We start from the raw sequence: 16933 nt of genomic DNA on the forward strand, positions 1-16933 counted from the left end.
AAAGCTCAGTAAAACTACTACATCACCATCAAATTGCACCCTCTTACATCTGAATTATCAAAACGACCGAGTACTTTAAATTGACTGTAATCTTCTGTAAACGAGCCTAAATCCTGTGTTTCTAAAAAGCAGCAAGAGTCTAGATTGGCAAGGTCAATCACGTTGATACCTCCGGTTTTGCCCGACCTTGATGAAGTGCCTTTACCAAGCTTGAAGCTAGGTAGGTAGGTGTACGGGTCGTTTACTTCTCTTAGAAGGATTTTCATGGATGGCGAAGCTGTAAAGGCTCCGTTGCCGGTGGAATAAGCCTGACTTAATAATTCGGTCATTCCGTATTCGGAGTGAATTTGGTTTAAGTAGAAGCTCTTTTGCAAAGATTCGTGTACTTCTTCACGAAGCATTTCCTTTCTGCGGCCTTTCATGCCGCCCGTTTCCATCACCACTAATCTCTCAGAGTAGTCTTTTAAAAAGGTCAGATCAAAATCTCCTTCGGCCAGGTCCAGCAAAGCAAAAGTGACGCCCATCAATAATACTTTTCTTGATGTGTTTTTGAGTAGATGTTTTAGTTTTAGTACGAGCTGTTGAAGATCGTCTAGATAAAATCCTGAATCAGTAGAAAACGAATTATAGATAAAGCCTTTGACCATGTAAACAAGAGAAGAATTGTCTCTTTCAAGGTAATTAGGCAGTAAGGCTAAAATATGATAGTCTGTTACCGGACCGTAAATGTTTTCAAAGCTTTTCAGACTTAAAAACTCGTAAAAAGGTAAGTCAGCGATATGATGCCTTGAGTTTAAACTGCCGGTAGTGCCGCTGCTTTCAAAAGTGTGCTGAATCTCAATAGATCCCGAAACGATATCATGACTTTTAAAAAAAGAAATAGGTAGACAAGGTATTTTCTCGAGGTGAGAGACTTTTGAAGGCTTAACGCCAAGGTTTTCTAAGAATGCTTTGTAAATTGGATTTTGCTCGGCCTGATATCGAAATATTTCAAGTGCTAGTGGCTCAAAATTAGAGTCATTCGGTTTGAGAGAAAGTACGGCAGCCTTGAATTCGTCTTTAAGATACACGCTGGGCAATTCGATATTTAGGTGGGCGTTCTAAACCAAAGTAACTTGGTTTTCGTTCTTACAAAAATAGATTTACGCTTTGAGAAACTTTGTGATCACAGTCTTTTTTTTAGCCTCAGCGGTGGCTTTGAGTTCATGCTTTAAAGAGCCTGAATTCTCTTTTACACCTTCTATTGAGTTTGAGGGATATACCAAAGATATCTTGCTCGATAAGTTTTTGGGGGCCAATAAGGACTCCATTGTCATCAGTGTGAAGTTTCAGGATGGCGATGGCGATCTTGGCCTCGGTGAAGAAGATAAGGCTATTGCACAGCAAAATGATGACTTCAATTATATCATTCAGCCTTACCGAATGAAAAACGGTACTTTTGAGGCTTTTGATCCTTTAGTTCCATTATCAGGCTATTTTCCTCAATTAAAGCTTGATGAGAAACCCGGCCCGCTTGAGGGAACATTGAGTTATACTATCGAATTTTTTCATTCATTTTCTCCAAAGAATGATACTCTAAGGTTTGACGTTCAGATCAAAGATAGATCTGGCAATCTCAGCAATGTAGCCGAAACCGAGGCTATTATTGTCAACGATATTTAATATTACCTCCCAGAAGATTTAACACGCTAAATCACAATCCTAAAGGTCGTTCCTTTCCCAATTTCTGATTTTTCTACCGAGAGCTTACCGTTATGGTAGGTCTCGATAATTCTTTTGGCTAGTGTTAAGCCCAGGCCCCAACCACGTTTTTTTGTTGAAAAACCAGGATTAAAGATTTTTCTTTGATTGCTTTTGCTGATTCCTTTGCCAGAGTCTGTTATGTCAATGATGACTTTTTCGTTTTGAGGGAAAACCTTGATATCTAAAGAACCAACGCCTGCCATGGCGTCCACCGCATTTTTACAAAGGTTTTCTATAACCCACTCGAAAAGATTGCGGTTGAGCAACGTCATATGATCCGCCGGCACAGTATTCTCAAAACTCCAGTCGATCTTGGTCGAAATCCTTCTTTCCAGATAGCCGATGGTTTCCTTAACCAAAAGTCCGAGGTTAGCTTCCTTCATGGTAGGTACTGAACCAATATTGGAGAATCTGGTGGTGATGGTCTCTAAGCGGAGAACGTCCTTTTCCATTTCATCACCTATATTTTGATCAAATTCTGGTTGACTACGTAAAACGCCGATCCAACCGAGAAGGCCGGAAATAGGAGTCCCGAGCTGGTGGGCCGTTTCTTTTGCCAATCCTACCCAAACCCGGTTTTGCTCAGCCCGGCGAGAAGAGCTGTAGGCGATAAAAGCAAGAGAGCCAAAAATTAAAAAGGTAGCTAAAAGGATGTATGGAAAGTATCGAAGCTCTTTAAGTGTTAATGAACTGGAGTAGTACAGATAGAGTGTGTCATTATTCTCTGAATCCTGATCATCACCTAAACTAATGGCAATCGGTTCATGCTCTAGAGCCATTTCATCAATCTTCAGTTTGAGTATGGCGGTCTCACCTTCCGGAGTGATGGTTTTAGTGCTGTCCGATAATTCTTTGATGTTTTTATAATCAAGAGCTGTTCCTGTTTCATCTACCAGAATAGTAGGGATAGATTCATTGGCGGCTATAACATCTGAGACAAAAGTGTAATCGCATGGACTATTAATACCTTGCTGGATAAAGAACCGAACACTTTCTGCATATAAGGTGGCATAGGTTTTCTCCCTTTCTTCAAGGGCTTTGCCTAATTGGTTGAAATAGTAAAGAACACCTCCACCAATAGCCAAAAGAACACCTATAACGATAATTCTCGCTCCTGAAAATTGACTGTAGATATTTGAAAAGATTTTTTTCGAAGCCATAATTAAGGTCTTTGCAACTTTCTGAACTGTAAGAACGTATTAAGCATAGGAATAGCCGAGAGACGATGATAATTTTGTACTTTTCTTAGGACAGAGGACTAGAATAAGCGACTTAATTTAGAACGTTTCTAAATTGATTTTTGTGATTTTCGTCATAGCAAAGATATACCTTTCTGTGTGTAAATTTGCAGCGTATTCATTTTGTACATGACAGGACAGTTTAAAGCCATATCGATTTCTTTCAAAAAAGCTCCTCTGGAGTTGAGGGAGCATATTGCATTAAATGAAGGAGAGGTGAAATCTTTACTCATGAGGATCAAAGAGGTCTTCAGTGTGAATGAGGCTCTTGTTCTATCCACATGTAACAGAACTGAAATCTATTTTCTTTCTAACGAGGAAATAGGAGAGCAGATGCTCGGCCTACTGGCGGCAGAAAAAGGGGTAAGTTCAAAGGACCTGGCTCCATACTGCGACTTTATCTATGACGAAGACAAGGCGGTGCGTTACCTTTTTGAAGTAGCCACTGGTCTACATTCACAAGTTGTGGGTGATATTCAATTGCCAAATCAAATTAAGCATGCTTATCAATGGTGTGCTGATATGGAAATGGCAGGACCTTATCTGCATCGACTGATGCACACTGTGTTCTTTGTAAACAAAAGAGTTTTTCAGGAAACCGGTTTCAGAGATGGGGCAGCTTCTACCAGCTATGCAGCTGTAGAGACTATTGAGTCTTTCTTGCCATTATTGCCAAATCCTAAGATTCTGGTTTTAGGTTTAGGTGAAATGGGTCAGGATGTAGCCATGACGCTTCACGATAAAGGTTACCAAAACTTCACAGTTTCAAACAGAACAAAGTCAAAGGCAGAAGAACTATCTAAGAGTCTTGAATTTGATGTTATAGACTTTGAGAATATTCTCAGTGAGGTTCATCGTTTTGATATCATCATCTCATCTGTAAGAACTGAAAAGCCATTGATAACTCTTGATCTGGTTCAGAGTTTCAAGCATCAGTCGGTTAAGTACTTTGTAGACCTATCTGTGCCTCGTAGTATAGATCAGGCCATAGAGGATGTAGCCGGTATGGTGGTTTATGACCTTGATGAAATTCAGCAAAAGACAGATCAGGCTCTGGAGAGCAGAAAGGCTTCTATTCCGCATGTTTCTCAGATCATTGACGAAGCACTACAAGACTTTAACAAGTGGTCTGACCAAATGGTGGTTTCCCCAACCATCCACAAACTGAAAGGTGCTTTAGAGCAAATTAGAAAGGACGAAATGGCAAAGTACATGAAGTCTCTTTCTGAAGAAGAAGCTGCTAAAGTTGACAAAATCACGACGAGCATGATGCAAAAAATCATCAAATTGCCTGTACTTCAGTTAAAGGCTGCCTGTAAACGAGGCGAAGCCGAAACCCTCATTGACGTACTCAATGACCTTTTCAATCTGGAGAAGGTAGAGGCGTAATAAACACTTTCTGTTTTTTTGATATTATCGATAGCTTTGTTGAGTTACCTAAACTCATTAAACTATGCTGTCTCCTAACTTACGGTTGAATAATGATGTCCTCATACCTCAGCTCGGTCTAGGTGTATTTGAGGAAGATTTTGATGTTTCAAAAACTAAAGAAGCTGTCAAAGCAGCTTTAGAGATTGGGTACAGACATATTGATACGGCTTCTATCTATAGAAATGAGGAGGAAGTTGGGAAAGCTCTGAGAGAAGCGAACGTACCTAGAGATGAAATCTTTGTGACTACCAAAGTTTGGAATAGCCATCAAGGGTTTGAGAATACTTTAAAGGCTTATGACAATAGTTTAGAGAGTCTCGGTTTAGAATATATTGACCTCTATCTGGTTCATTGGCCTGTCAAAGAAAAAAGGAAAGAGACGTGGAAAGCTCTGGAGAAAATTTATGAAGAGGGTAGAGTAAGAGCTATTGGGGTTTCCAATTACCTGGTTCCTCATCTGGAAGAGCTGGAGTCATATGCCCATGTAATTCCTGCAGTTAACCAAATAGAGCATACTCCTTTCTGTAATATGGCATCCACACATCTGAAATGTAAGCAAATGGGCATTACCCTGGAAAGCTACGCTCCGCTGGTGCGTGGTCTTAAAAAGGATCATGAGGTATTGAAAGTGATTTCTGCTAAACATGGAGTTTCTACTTTTAAGATACTCATTCGCTGGGCTTTAGATCACAGTATCATTACTATACCCAAAAGCAGTAATCCAGTACGAATACAGTCAAATTTTGAGGTTTTTGACTTTCATCTGGATGCTTCTGATCTGGAGGCTTTATCTGTTTTACATGACGGAACCCGCGTGGCAGAAGACCCAATGGATTTTTTATAGGTCTTGCTCCTTTAAACTCTTATCTTGCTTGGAAATCTGCTTTCCGAGGGCAGAGTTTGTGTGATCAATCAAAAAGCTATTGAAATGAAAAATGTATTCTTCCTCTTCGTCTTAACCTTCCTGCTGGGCTCATGTGATGTATATAAAAAATATGCCGATTCGGCCGAGCAATGGGAAAATGAAGTGACCGATCTTGAATTTCAGGATGATATAGAAAGTTATTCTGATGATGCCATCTTATTTATCGGAAGCTCTAGTATACGTCTCTGGAAAACCATAGAAGAAGATATGGCTCCTTATGAACCGATTAGAAGAGGGTATGGCGGGGCTCATTTTTATGATCTCATTCATTTTACCAAAAGGCTTGTTTGGCCTCATGAATTTCAGGCTTTATGCATTTTTGTGGCTAATGATATTACTGGTGGAGAAAATGATCTAACCGTAAATGAAACCATGCGTTTATTCAAAGAGGTGGTAGCCTCGGTCAGACAAAAGTATCCGGATGTGCCTATTTTTCCAATAGCAGTAACACCTACAAGTAGCCGATGGGAAGTATGGCCTGAGGTGCAAAAACTAAACGCAGCAATGAAGAGCTACTGTGAGAAAAAAGACCATATGTATTTCATCAATCCATCTGATAGATATCTCAATGAAAAAGGCATGCCAAGGGACGAGCTTTTTATAAGAGATAAATTACATCTCAATGAAGACGGATATGACATTTGGGCTGAAGAAATTAAGGTGGAGTTAGATAAAGTATTAAAATAAGAGTTTAAAAAACTAGAATGAAAAAAGCGTTACTGGCACTAAGTGTATTTACTGTTTTGAGTTGTACATCAGGGGAGCAATCAGATGAAGTTATTGAGGAAGTAAAAGATATAAACGTTCTGGTGGGAACATATACTGGCAGAGAAAGTCAGGGGATCTATCAGTTTAGTTTTAATCCTGTTACAGGGGAGGCCTCAGAAGCCCAATTTATGGCCGAGTCTGATGATCCTTCATTTTTGGCTTTATCAGAAGATCAAAATTTTATTTATGCTGTAAGTGAAGTGAATGGAGGAAGTATCAGAGCTTTTTCAAGAACAGATACTTCTATGACCTTTATAAATGAGCAGTCTTCAGGAGGGGTTCACCCTTGTCATGTGGCTATTGATAAAACAGGTAAGTGGGTATTTGCTGGCAATTATACCTCTGGTTCATTAGCTGTTTTACCTATACTGGAAAATGGAGGTATTGGCGAGCCAACTCAGATTATTAAACATTCGGGAACGGGACCAAATAAGGAACGCCAGGAAGGACCTCATGTGCATTCGGTCAATATAGCTCCGGATAACAAAGCTCTTTTTGTTCCTGACTTGGGAATAGATAAGGTAAAAGCATATTACTTCAATGACAGCACAGGTGTTTTGAGTCCAGGAAAAGACATGGAGGTGCTGCCCGGATCTGGCCCGAGGCATTTTACATTCCACCCAAATGGAAAATATGCCTATGTACTTCAAGAGTTGACCGGTACGGTGACTTCTTTTAGTTATTTAGATGGAGATTTGACAAGGCTGGAAGAATACAGCACTTTGCCGAAAGGATTTGAGGGTAAAAACAGTTCTGCTGACATTCATATCTCAGCAGACGGTGAATATCTGTATGCTTCTAATAGATACCATGACTCTATTGTTGTCTTTAAAATTGATACCTCAAACGGAACGTTGGAGCAGGTAAGTCATCATTCGGTATTGGGTCAAATTCCAAGAAACTTTGCCATTAGTCCTGATGGTAATTTTGTTTTGGTGGCTAATCAAGAGTCTGATAATGTGGTAATTTTCAAAAGAGATACAACCAACGGGAAGCTGGAACCATTAGACAAAGAGGTGAAAGTCTCTATGCCTGTTTGTTTGGTTTTTGCCGACAATTAGTACTGATATTCCAAGAATTTTGGGTTGGTGCTAAATGAATGGCATAGTTTTGTCGTTAGTTAATCAAAATAACGTTTTTGAATGCCCAAAGGCCTTGCTTTACTATTTCTGGCACTTCTTTGTCAATCATGCTTTCTTTGGACCGAGCCTGGTCCAACGCCTATTGATGTAGAAGAGCCTTTGCCAGAATTTCTGGAAACACCATCCAGTTATTCTGTAGCCAGAGGAACTTTGGATGAGGCTTCCGGTATCGTGGCTTCACAGACCATGCCTGGTAATTTGTGGGTCATTACTGATGGGAATACCAAGGCTGCGTTACATTTAATTAATAATTCAGGTTCTTATTTGGGAGCAATTGATTTGTGGCCATCTGTCAATAGAGATTGGGAAGATATGGCCGCTGGCCCTGGACCTGAAGATGGTGTAAACTATATCTATGTCGGTGATATTGGTGACAATGCTGAGAACTTAGAGTTCTATAAAATCTATAGAATGAAAGAACCTTCAGCTCTTACTGATGGTCTGGCTCAGGATAATATTACCTTTAGATATGAAGATAGACCCAGTGGCTTAGATGTAGAGGCTATGCTGGTAGATCCTAGAACCAAAGATATCTACCTTATCTCAAAGCGTCAGTTATTTACTGTTCGTGTGTACAAGCTGCCTTATCCTCAAAGTACTGATGCAGAAGACGTGGCTGAGTTTCAAGGCGTTATTCCACATACCTTCATCACCGCTGCTGATATGTCTCAGGATGGAAAAAATCTCATTATTAAAAACTATGAGGCCGCTTATTATTGGAAAGTGGGTGAGGATGAGTCAGTTTTTGAGGCACTTAGACGTACACGTGATATTGGCCTACCTTATTATGTGGAAGAACAAGGAGAGGCCATCTGTTTTGATCATAATGGCTCAGGTTACTATACACTCTCTGAGAGAAAAGATGCCCCCAATGGCACCTTGTATTACTACCAACAAAAAACAGAAGAGTAAGGGCTCTTAACCAAATAGCTTACCCAATTTTCCAGCTCCCTGCATTTTGTTCATGCGTTTCATCATTTTACGCATCTGGTCAAATTGCTTGAGCAAGTTATTCACCTGTTGGATTGATGTTCCACTTCCTTTCGCAATTCTCTTTCTGCGAGGACCATTGATGATATCCGGGTTTTCTCTTTCCGCGGGGGTCATGGACTGAATAACGGCTTCAATAGGCTTGAAGGAGTCATTGTCTATGTCAATATCTTTGATGGCCTTACCCATTCCAGGTATCATGCCCATCAAATCCTTCACATTACCCATTTTCTTGATTTGCTCCAGCTGGCTTAAGAAGTCATTGAGATCGAACTTGTTCTCTCTCATTTTCTTGTTCAGCTTTTTGGCTTCGTCTTCGTCGTAGGCTTGCTGAGCACGCTCTACCAAGGAGATAACGTCACCCATGCCCAGAATACGATTCGCCATTCTATCGGGGTGGAAGATGTCAAGATCTTCCATTTTTTCACCCGTCGACATGAATTTGATAGGCTTGTCTACCACGGCTTTCACTGAAAGTGCCGCACCACCACGGGCATCACCATCAAGCTTAGTTAAGACTACTCCGTCAAAATCAAGTCTATCATTGAAGGCTTTTGCGGTATTGACAGCATCCTGACCAGTCATGGAATCCACTACAAAAAGTACTTCGGTAGGGTCAATAGCTTTTTTGATGTTTTCTACCTCCTGCATCATCACCTCGTCTACTGCCAGACGACCGGCTGTATCGACGATGATAATGTTCTTACCCTTTGTTTTTGCTTCTTTGATAGCATTTTGAGCTATGCTTACGGCATCTTTATTGTCAGGCTCAGCGTAGACATCTACACCAATCTGCTCACCTAAAACCTGTAGCTGAGTGATGGCGGCTGGTCTGTAGATATCACCAGCTACCAACATGACTTGCTTACCTTGCTTCTTTAGGTAGCTCGCAAACTTTCCAGAGAAGGTGGTTTTACCAGAACCTTGAAGACCGGCGATCAACACCACGGCAGGAGAGCCTGTAAGATTTACAGATTCTGCTTTGCCACCCATAAGTTGGGTTAGCTCTTCCTGTACAATCTTGGTGAATAGTTGACCTGGTTCTACCGCAATTTTCACATCTCTGTCGAGAGCCTCTTGTTTTACACGGTCGGTAACTTCTTTGGCTACTTTATAGTTGACATCGGCATCCATTAGGGCACGACGAATCTCTTTTACCGTAGAAGCAATATTGACATCTGTAATACGGCCTTTGCCTTTAAGGGTTTTAAACGCACCAGCCAGTTTATCCTGTAAGCTCTCAAACATAGAATTTTGCTTTATATCAAAATGGGCTGCAAATTTAGTTATTAAACTGTTCAATAAGAAACAAAAAAAGCCCCTGCATCATTGCGGATGCAGAGGCTCAGTGATTTGGGCAGAAGCTTTACCCTTTATATTCTACTCGCTTCATAATCATTCGATTATTTAGAAGGAGTAGCAGTACGCGTTACTTTTGTTTCCGTTTTGATTTCAAACGGCTCTTCTACTACTTTATCACCAGTAGTTAAGATGATTTTGTACTTGCCATCAGGAAGAGAAGCCAGGTTTAATACTTTGGCGTAGTCTTCTGTAGCTACCTCTCTGTATAGAGTAAAACCTTCCATGTCTTTTACTTCTACGAATGACTTCGCTTCGATATTAAAGGCTGTTACTTTAAACTTCAATCCTTTAAGAGCTTTAACTGTAAGGTCTGACTCTACAAGGTTGTTGAAGTACATATGATCATCTGCGTGTACAGCTGTAGTTGATACTCCCATCAAGATTACAGCAATTGTTAATAGTTTTTTCATTTCGTTTATTTTTTAATTTGTGTTTGTCTAATTCTTAGAAATTTACCAGTGAGGTTTCGCTTCCGCCTGTCACTGTTTTCATTACAAACATACTTTATGTGCCTAATGCAATGCAATAGGTGAGTGTATGCCTATTGAAAGTTCATCACACGATCCTACGATAAACTTAGAAAAATATAACGAATGGTCTAATCATGTTATAAGTACTTGAAAAAGTACAATGCAATTTAATATTCGCTTAATATCAGCGACTTACATGATTTTTAGAAATCTATAGGATAGGTAGACTAATTGATGCAAATGTATAGGCTAATAGTACAAAATGAACTTTTGGAGACATTAGCTGATAAGTATTTGAGAATGTGTTTTTATTAATTTCAAGGGAGTAAAAAGTATTTGACTTAGAGCTTTTTAGGTGATTCCTGGTCTGTCTTGTTTTGGCACTAAGGCTCGAAGACTCGAAGTTTCACGAAGGAGTTAAATAGCGTCAATCTTAAAGTAAGTCCTAGTGTTTCTTAGTGACTTGGTGTCTTTGTGGCTAGTTAAGCTCTGCCACCAAGACACAAAGCCTCGAAGTTTCACGAAGAAATAGATATTATCAATCGTAGACTAAGTCTTAGTGGTTCTTAGAGACCTGGCGTCTTAGTGGCAATTCTCTTTTGCCACCAAGGCACGGATACTTTAAGTTTCACAAATAATTTAAATAGAATCAATCGTAGAATTAGCCCTAGTGTTTCTTAGAGGCTTGGCGTCTTTGTGGCAATTTATGTTCTGCCACCAAGACACGAAGAATCGAAGTTTTACGAAGAATTTAAATAGAATCAATCGTAGAGTAAGTCTTAGTGGTTCTTGGTGACTTGGGTCCTTGTGACAGGTCTTATTCGGTCACTAAGGCACTAAGGTTCTCGAAGACCGTCGTGAAAAGAGAAAACATAAAAAAAGCCTACGCGTTGGCGTAGGCTTCCTGACAATTATTTAGAACTGAATGCTTATTTCGCAGCTACAGCAGATCTTACTACAGTAGTTTCAGTTTTGATTTCGATTGTTTTTTCTACGGCTTTGTCACCAGTAGTAAGAACGATCGTGTACTTACCATCTTCAAGAGAAGAAAGGTCTAATACTTTTGCGAAATCAGCAGTGTTAACTTCTTTATAAAGAACGATACCAGAGTTATCTTTGACTTCGATGTAAGTTCTTTCTACTAAGTTGGCTGCAGTTACTTTGAACTTAAGGCCTTCTACGTTTTTAACTTTTAATTCTGATCCGATGATGTTAACGAACATGTGATCATCTGCTTGTACTGCTGTAGTAGATACTCCCATCAAGATTACAGCGATTGCGATTAGTTTTTTCATTTTGTGTATTGTTTAATTTGTGTTGTTACTAATTCTTTAAAGTTCTGATAAGCACTCGCTTACCGTTTTGTTCGATACAAACATAGGGTACTGCACCCATGCGATGCAATAGCTTAGGTGGGCGTAGGTGAAAGTTCATCTCACGATCCTACGATAAACTTAGAAAAGTACAATGGTTTAAGGAAAGGTGTAACAAGTACTTGAAAAAGTACAATTGTCTTTTTTATAGTCTTATTTCAAGTATTTTACATCAAAATGAGATTATTGTAGGACTTTTGAAAAATGAAAGTCAAAAAAATATAGAAAAAGTTATATTGATATATTTTTAAAAATTTAAATAACTCTCGTTTTTGTTTAAAATTGGGGCTTAGGTGAGGGTTGGGTAAGACGGAATTGTGCAAAAGAAATGGGCAATGGAATTTTGGAAGTATTAAAAAGAAAAAGCCCTCACATTTCTGAGAGGGCTTTGCCAATTCCTTAAAGACTTTGATTACAACAGACCTTCTAATCTATTGATACAGTTCAAATCTTCAAATGCTACTTTAAGACGCTCTACCATGTTTTGCTCGCCTTTGCGAAGCCATACACGTGGGTCATAGTATTTTTTGTTTGGTACATCGTCACCATCAGGGTTTCCTAATTGAGACTGAAGGTAGCCTTCGTTTGCTTTGTAGTATTTCAAAACACCTTCCCAAGTACTCCATTGCATGTCTGTGTCGATATTCATCTTCACAGCACCGTAATCGATAGCTTCTCTGATCTCTTCTCTTGAAGAACCAGAACCACCATGGAATACGAAGTTAACCGGTAGGTCGCCTGTATTGAACTTCTCTTTAATGTACTCTTGCGAGTTTTTAAGAATGATCGGCTGTAGAGAAACGTTACCTGGCTTATAGACTCCATGTACATTACCGAAAGCCGCAGCTACTGTAAAGTTTGGAGAGATTTTATTCAAGGTCTCGTATACGTAAGCTACTTCTGAAGGCTGAGTATAAAGCTTTGAGCTATCTACATCTGTGTTATCTACACCATCTTCTTCACCACCAGTGATACCAAGCTCGATTTCAAGCGTCATGTCAATTTTAGCCATACGCTCAAGATATTTTGAGCAGATCTCCATGTTCTCTTCTAAAGACTCTTCAGAAAGGTCAATCATGTGAGAGCTGAAAAGTGGCTTACCTGTTTTTTTGTAATGCTCTTCACCAGCATCCAAAAGGCCATCTACCCATGGTAGAAGTTTTTTAGCACAGTGGTCTGTATGTAATACTACAGGTACACCATAGTGCTCAGCCATATGATGAACATGAAGTGCTCCTGAAATTGAACCAGCAATCGCAGCTTTTTGATCTTCGTTTGATAAGCTCTTACCAGCGTAGAAAACACCACCACCGTTAGAGAATTGAATAATCACCGGAGAGTTTACTGCTGCTGCAGTTTCCAGTACCGCATTGATAGAGTTTGTACCTACCACGTTTACTGCAGGTAGGGCAAAATTGTTTTTGTTAGCATAGGCTAGCAACTCATTTAGTGCCTCACCTGTAACTACACCTGGCTTAATCAATGATTGGCTCATGTAATTGGTTTTTGTATTTTAATTAGATTTCTTTTCAATATCTTTTCAATGATATGCTATGCATATGAAAAGAGGGTCAAAAGTACATTTATTCGTACGAAAAACCAATTTAGAGTGCCCTGCTCTCTTTCTTGAGTTGGCGGTAGAATTTTTTCTTTTCGTCTGTGAAATCCTGGATAGCGATACTCAGGACTTTTGTTTGAATTGCCTCAATATGAAGGCTTAGAAATTCTTCTAATTCCCTGGCCCCACCTCTTTTGTAAATTTCACGAAGCATCCAACCAATCCCCTTTAATAGGATATCCTCGGTTTCTTTGAAAAAAAGTCGGGTGATCTGGAAGGTATCTTCAAAGTCATTCTTCTTAATGAACGCATAAGTAGAGACAATGGCTATACGTTTCTTCCAAATTGAGTTTTGCTCTGCAAGTTCATATAAAATATCACGGGGTCTTTCAATAAGAAAGTCTCCCAACAGATCTCGACACGAGCCATCCACTAGGTCCCAATTATTGACATAGTCAATATGCTCCAAATAAATCTGAACATAGGGCTCGGGGTTTTTCCGTTTGTTCTTTTTGTACTGTTTGACCAAAATCAGAAGCCCTGTCATTCTTATTTCATGAATAGGGTGGGTGAGAAGTACTATGAGGTCACTCTCGTTTAGGTCATAAAAGGGCTTGATAAGTTCTCTTATCTTGGTAACCTTCAACCCCATAAATTCTGATTGCTCTGCATATTCACCTTTGCCAGTTTTAAAGAATCGTTGCATTTTTTCTTTGTACTCTTCGTCGGCATTTGCGTTTAAAATCTCAAAAAGAGGGTAGAGATCAGACATCTTGTTTTAGTTTTGAAGGAACCGAAGTAAGCTAATATTGTTTTAAGCACATAATAATCACTGTATTTTAGGACGTGTCAAAGAAACCGATAGGAATTCTGGTAGGAACCAACAGGCCTACAGCCATGACTCTGGAGATGGCCTTGTATTATCAAAAGAAATTAAAAGAGAAGGGATACGAAAGTGTGCTGATGGATCTCGGTAAGCTCCCCGAAGATTTTGCTTTTTCTGCTTTGTACGCTAATAAGGGCAAAAGTGAAGGCTATAATTCTTTTCAGGCGGCTCTTGACTCTGTAGATAAGTGTTTTATTCTGGCACCTGAATATAATGGTTCATATCCGGGAGTATTGAAAACCTTTATAGATGGTCTACGCTATCCTGATTCTTTCAGAGATAAGAAGATAGCCCTGGTGGGTTTGGCCAACGGCGTACTTGGTAATGCCGTAGGCCTCGGACACTTAAATGAGGTACTGAGTTATATGGGAGCTAATGTGATGGGGCTTCGTGTAAAGCTGGGGGAGATTGCCAAATACTTTGAGGTAGACGAAATCAACCACCCTCTTTACCAAAAATTTGTGAATGAGCAGATTGACAAACTCCTGGCTTTTTAGTCTGCTCGTTCTATGATTGTAGCATAACCCATTCCTACACCAACACACATAGCTGCCAGTGCATATCGACCTCCTGTTCTGTGTAATTGATTCACAGCAGCTTGGATGATTCTGGTGCCTGACATGCCCAGAGGATGACCAATAGCAATGGCCCCACCATTCGGATTGATTCGAGGGTCATCATCAGCTAATCCCAGTTCTCTGATAACCGCCAAGGACTGAGCTGAGAATGCTTCATTAAACTCAATGACATCCATCTGCTCTAATGTTAGTCCCGCTTTTTTGAGAACTTTTATCGCGGCTGGTGCGGGACCAATACCCATAATGCGTGGTTCTACTCCCACCACCGCAGAGCTTACAATTCTTGCTTTGGGCTTTAAATTATACTTACTTAATGCTTCTTCAGAAGCAATAAGCATGGCAGCAGCTCCATCATTAAGTCCGGAGGAATTTCCTGCAGTGACAGTTCCGTCTTTTTTAAATGCCGGCTTGAGTTTGCCCAGCACATCCATTGTAGTAGATGGTTTAACGAATTCATCAGTGTCAAAAATGCCGACAGAACCTTTTCTTCCTTTGATTTCAATAGGTACAATCTCCTCAGCTAATATTCCATTTTCCTGAGCTTTGCTGGCTTTCATTTGTGAGTTATAGGCAAACAAATCCTGATCATGGCGGTTGATTTTATACATCTCTGCCAGATTCTCAGCAGTTATGCCCATGCCATCGGTGCCATAGGTTTCCTCCATTTTGGGGTTGATAAATCGCCAGCCAAAACTACTGTCGTACATTTTAGAGTCATTGCCATAGGCTCTGGAAGCCTTCGACATAACGTATGGTCCACGGGTCATGTGCTCTACACCTCCAGAAATGAACAAGTCGCCGTCCCCGGCTTTGATGGCCCTATTGGCATGAATAACAGCAGACATGCCCGAGGCACAGAGTCTGTTGATTGTTTCTCCAGGTATAGTCTGTGGTATTCCAGCCAGTAATAAAGCCATTCTGGCTACATTTCTATTGTCTTCTCCTGCCTGATTATGACAACCTAAGATTACTTCATCAATGGCATCTGACGGCACATTGGGGTTTCGTTTCAGTATTTCTTTAAGAGGTATGGCTGCCAAATCATCTGCTCTGATTGGGGTAAGGCCTCCACCGAATTTCCCGATAGGTGTACGAATAGAATCTATGATAAAAGCGTCTTTCATTTCTTAAAGCTTAATGTCAAAATTAGCGGCCGTTTTAGCTTTTACTTCTTCCAAAGTGCTTCCTGGCATGATTTCAATTAGGGTCAGTTTGCCTTCAATAAATTTAAAGACGGCCAGATCTGTAATGCACATATCTACACAGTGGCTCGCTGTTAGAGGTAGGGTACATTCAGGTACAACTTTGGAGTTTCCAGCCTTATCGGTATGTCTTAAAGTGATGATGAGGCGTTTGGCTCCAGAAGCTAAGTCCATGGCTCCACCAACGCCCAGTAGAGGTTTGCCGGGAACAGACCAGTTGGCCAGATTGCCAGCTTCGTCTATCTCAAGGCCTCCCATTACCGCTACATCAATATGACCGCCTCTGATCATGGCGAATGAGTCTGAACTGTCAAAATAGCTACTACCCTTAAGTGCCGTAACGGGTATTTTGCCTGCATTGACCGGATAATTCAGAGCACCGCCTCCATCTGTAGGTTCAGGTCCTACTCCAAGCATGCCGTTTTCTGTATGTAAAATTATGCCGTCCTCGGGAGAAATAAGGTCTGCCACTAAAGTTGGAATACCAATCCCCAGATTTACTACATCTCCTTTTTGTACTTCTTTGAAAGCTCTTTTGGCCATATTCATACGGAGTTCATCTGCCTTCTTTGAGCCTGTGGATGCCGAGCTTCCCAGGTCTTCAATCTTAAGCTCTTTCTGAACGATATAATCCACAAAACAGCCAGGCGTATGAATTTGATTTGGGTCTAGATCTCCCACGGGTACTATTTCCTGTACTTCTGCAATAACCAGATCTGCAGCCGTAGCCATAGCTTTATTGAAGTTTTGTTCAGTCATACGGTATTGGAGGTTACCGGCAGTATCTGCTTTCCATGCTCTTACGATAGCCACGTTTCCGCGGATGCCTTTGAAAAATACTTGCTCTACTCCATCTATGACTTTGGTCTCACGACCTTCAGCTAATTTGGTGCCTGCAGAAGTTGGTGTATAAAAACCACCTATTCCTGCACCTCCGGCCCTTAAAGCTTCTGCTAATGTTCCTTGAGGAATAAGTTCGTATTCTACTCTGCCTTCCTGAGCTGCTTTTACGGCTTCATGGTTTCCTGTAAAAAAGGAGCCAATCATTTTTTTTAATTGACCATTATTCAATAATCGCCCACCACCAATACCAGGCTCACCGACATTATTTCCAACAAAGGTGAGGTCTTTAGTGCTCAGCTTGGCCAATTCATGAAGTATGCTCACCGGGTTGCCGGTCATGCCAAAACCTCCACCAAGGATAATGTCGCCATCTTTTACGAGCGTGGCTGCTTTTTCTGCTGTAATGATTTGAACTTCTTTCATT

General features: G+C 40.4%; 16 protein-coding genes. 7 read left to right on the top strand and 9 right to left on the bottom strand.

Annotated elements, in window-relative coordinates:
• Window positions 1-17: 17 nt before the first annotated feature.
• Complete coding sequence (locus ACUXV0_RS14685) at window positions 18-1070, bottom strand: LuxE/PaaK family acyltransferase (RefSeq protein WP_446190318.1); 1053 nt, start codon at window positions 1068-1070, stop codon at window positions 18-20.
• Between the two features lie 91 nt (window positions 1071-1161).
• Between ACUXV0_RS14685 and ACUXV0_RS14690 the strand changes: the two genes are divergently transcribed.
• Window positions 1162-1662: a hypothetical protein gene (locus tag ACUXV0_RS14690; protein WP_446190319.1), complete on the top strand. Its 501-nt coding sequence runs from the start codon at window positions 1162-1164 to the stop codon at window positions 1660-1662.
• 26 nt (window positions 1663-1688) lie between these two features.
• On the opposite strand, the gene ACUXV0_RS14695 is transcribed toward ACUXV0_RS14690, so the two are convergent.
• Entirely contained in the window at window positions 1689-2903 is a 1215-nt protein-coding gene (locus ACUXV0_RS14695) for a sensor histidine kinase (RefSeq protein ID WP_446190320.1), read from the bottom strand.
• 207 nt (window positions 2904-3110) lie between these two features.
• Between ACUXV0_RS14695 and hemA the strand changes: the two genes are divergently transcribed.
• The 5 genes from hemA to ACUXV0_RS14720 all read left to right on the top strand — a co-directional run bounded on the left by hemA (window position 3111) and on the right by ACUXV0_RS14720 (window position 8159).
• On the top strand, window positions 3111-4370 hold the full coding sequence (hemA, locus tag ACUXV0_RS14700; protein WP_446190321.1) for a glutamyl-tRNA reductase: 1260 nt from the start codon (window positions 3111-3113) through the stop codon (window positions 4368-4370).
• 64 nt (window positions 4371-4434) lie between these two features.
• Window positions 4435-5256 (top strand): aldo/keto reductase, encoded by an 822-nt coding sequence (locus ACUXV0_RS14705; protein WP_446190322.1) that lies wholly within the window; start codon window positions 4435-4437, stop codon window positions 5254-5256.
• An 84-nt stretch (window positions 5257-5340) separates the two neighbouring features.
• Window positions 5341-6024: a GDSL-type esterase/lipase family protein gene (locus ACUXV0_RS14710; RefSeq protein WP_446190323.1), complete on the top strand. Its 684-nt coding sequence runs from the start codon at window positions 5341-5343 to the stop codon at window positions 6022-6024.
• A gap of 17 nt (window positions 6025-6041) precedes the next feature.
• The gene (locus tag ACUXV0_RS14715; RefSeq protein ID WP_446190324.1) at window positions 6042-7166 is read left to right on the top strand and encodes a lactonase family protein; all 1125 of its coding nucleotides are present in this window, start codon (window positions 6042-6044) and stop codon (window positions 7164-7166) included.
• Window positions 7167-7247: 81 nt separating this feature from the next.
• Window positions 7248-8159, top strand: a complete 912-nt coding sequence (locus ACUXV0_RS14720) for a PE-PGRS family protein (protein WP_446190325.1) — start codon at window positions 7248-7250, stop codon at window positions 8157-8159.
• Window positions 8160-8165: 6 nt separating this feature from the next.
• On the opposite strand, the gene ffh is transcribed toward ACUXV0_RS14720, so the two are convergent.
• The 5 genes from ffh to ACUXV0_RS14745 all read right to left on the bottom strand — a co-directional run bounded on the left by ffh (window position 8166) and on the right by ACUXV0_RS14745 (window position 13772).
• Window positions 8166-9485 carry a signal recognition particle protein gene (gene ffh / locus ACUXV0_RS14725; RefSeq protein ID WP_446190326.1) on the bottom strand — a complete coding sequence of 440 codons (1320 nt, stop codon included), beginning with the start codon at window positions 9483-9485 and terminating at the stop codon, window positions 8166-8168.
• 155 nt (window positions 9486-9640) lie between these two features.
• Window positions 9641-10009, bottom strand: coding sequence for a hypothetical protein (locus ACUXV0_RS14730; protein WP_446190327.1), 369 nt, complete (start codon window positions 10007-10009; stop codon window positions 9641-9643).
• Window positions 10010-10998: 989 nt separating this feature from the next.
• Window positions 10999-11364: a hypothetical protein gene (locus ACUXV0_RS14735; protein WP_446190328.1), complete on the bottom strand. Its 366-nt coding sequence runs from the start codon at window positions 11362-11364 to the stop codon at window positions 10999-11001.
• Between the two features lie 490 nt (window positions 11365-11854).
• On the bottom strand, window positions 11855-12937 hold the full coding sequence (gene fbaA, locus ACUXV0_RS14740) for a class II fructose-bisphosphate aldolase (RefSeq protein ID WP_446190329.1): 1083 nt from the start codon (window positions 12935-12937) through the stop codon (window positions 11855-11857).
• A 109-nt stretch (window positions 12938-13046) separates the two neighbouring features.
• Window positions 13047-13772, bottom strand: coding sequence for a DNA alkylation repair protein (locus ACUXV0_RS14745; protein WP_446190330.1), 726 nt, complete (start codon window positions 13770-13772; stop codon window positions 13047-13049).
• Between the two features lie 74 nt (window positions 13773-13846).
• Between ACUXV0_RS14745 and ACUXV0_RS14750 the strand changes: the two genes are divergently transcribed.
• Window positions 13847-14383: an NADPH-dependent FMN reductase gene (locus ACUXV0_RS14750; protein ID WP_446190332.1), complete on the top strand. Its 537-nt coding sequence runs from the start codon at window positions 13847-13849 to the stop codon at window positions 14381-14383.
• Here ACUXV0_RS14750 and pcaF read toward each other — a convergent pair.
• Window positions 14380-15588 carry a 3-oxoadipyl-CoA thiolase gene (gene pcaF, locus ACUXV0_RS14755; RefSeq protein WP_446190333.1) on the bottom strand — a complete coding sequence of 403 codons (1209 nt, stop codon included), beginning with the start codon at window positions 15586-15588 and terminating at the stop codon, window positions 14380-14382. The two genes, ACUXV0_RS14750 and pcaF, sit on opposite strands and share 4 nt — an antisense overlap.
• 3 nt (window positions 15589-15591) lie before the next feature.
• Complete coding sequence (locus tag ACUXV0_RS14760) at window positions 15592-16932, bottom strand: 3-oxoacid CoA-transferase (protein ID WP_446190334.1); 1341 nt, start codon at window positions 16930-16932, stop codon at window positions 15592-15594.
• Between the last annotated feature and the right edge of the window lies 1 nt (window position 16933).

This window comes from Jiulongibacter sp. NS-SX5, assembly GCF_052828545.1.

What these genes read in the sequence shown, in the direction of transcription:
- ACUXV0_RS14745 (WP_446190330.1), bottom strand. Translation starts at nt 13,772, where the DNA reads ATGTCTGATCTCTACCCTCTTTTTGAGATTTTAAACGCAAATGCCGAC.
- ACUXV0_RS14760 (WP_446190334.1), bottom strand. Translation starts at nt 16,932, where the DNA reads ATGAAAGAAGTTCAAATCATTACAGCAGAAAAAGCAGCCACGCTCGTA.
- ACUXV0_RS14695 (WP_446190320.1), bottom strand. Translation starts at nt 2,903, where the DNA reads ATGGCTTCGAAAAAAATCTTTTCAAATATCTACAGTCAATTTTCAGGA.
- ACUXV0_RS14720 (WP_446190325.1), top strand. Translation starts at nt 7,248, where the DNA reads ATGCCCAAAGGCCTTGCTTTACTATTTCTGGCACTTCTTTGTCAATCA.
- ACUXV0_RS14710 (WP_446190323.1), top strand. Translation starts at nt 5,341, where the DNA reads ATGAAAAATGTATTCTTCCTCTTCGTCTTAACCTTCCTGCTGGGCTCA.
- ffh (WP_446190326.1), bottom strand. Translation starts at nt 9,485, where the DNA reads ATGTTTGAGAGCTTACAGGATAAACTGGCTGGTGCGTTTAAAACCCTT.
- pcaF (WP_446190333.1), bottom strand. Translation starts at nt 15,588, where the DNA reads ATGAAAGACGCTTTTATCATAGATTCTATTCGTACACCTATCGGGAAA.
- ACUXV0_RS14715 (WP_446190324.1), top strand. Translation starts at nt 6,042, where the DNA reads ATGAAAAAAGCGTTACTGGCACTAAGTGTATTTACTGTTTTGAGTTGT.
- ACUXV0_RS14735 (WP_446190328.1), bottom strand. Translation starts at nt 11,364, where the DNA reads ATGAAAAAACTAATCGCAATCGCTGTAATCTTGATGGGAGTATCTACT.
- hemA (WP_446190321.1), top strand. Translation starts at nt 3,111, where the DNA reads ATGACAGGACAGTTTAAAGCCATATCGATTTCTTTCAAAAAAGCTCCT.
- ACUXV0_RS14730 (WP_446190327.1), bottom strand. Translation starts at nt 10,009, where the DNA reads ATGAAAAAACTATTAACAATTGCTGTAATCTTGATGGGAGTATCAACT.
- fbaA (WP_446190329.1), bottom strand. Translation starts at nt 12,937, where the DNA reads ATGAGCCAATCATTGATTAAGCCAGGTGTAGTTACAGGTGAGGCACTA.
- ACUXV0_RS14705 (WP_446190322.1), top strand. Translation starts at nt 4,435, where the DNA reads ATGCTGTCTCCTAACTTACGGTTGAATAATGATGTCCTCATACCTCAG.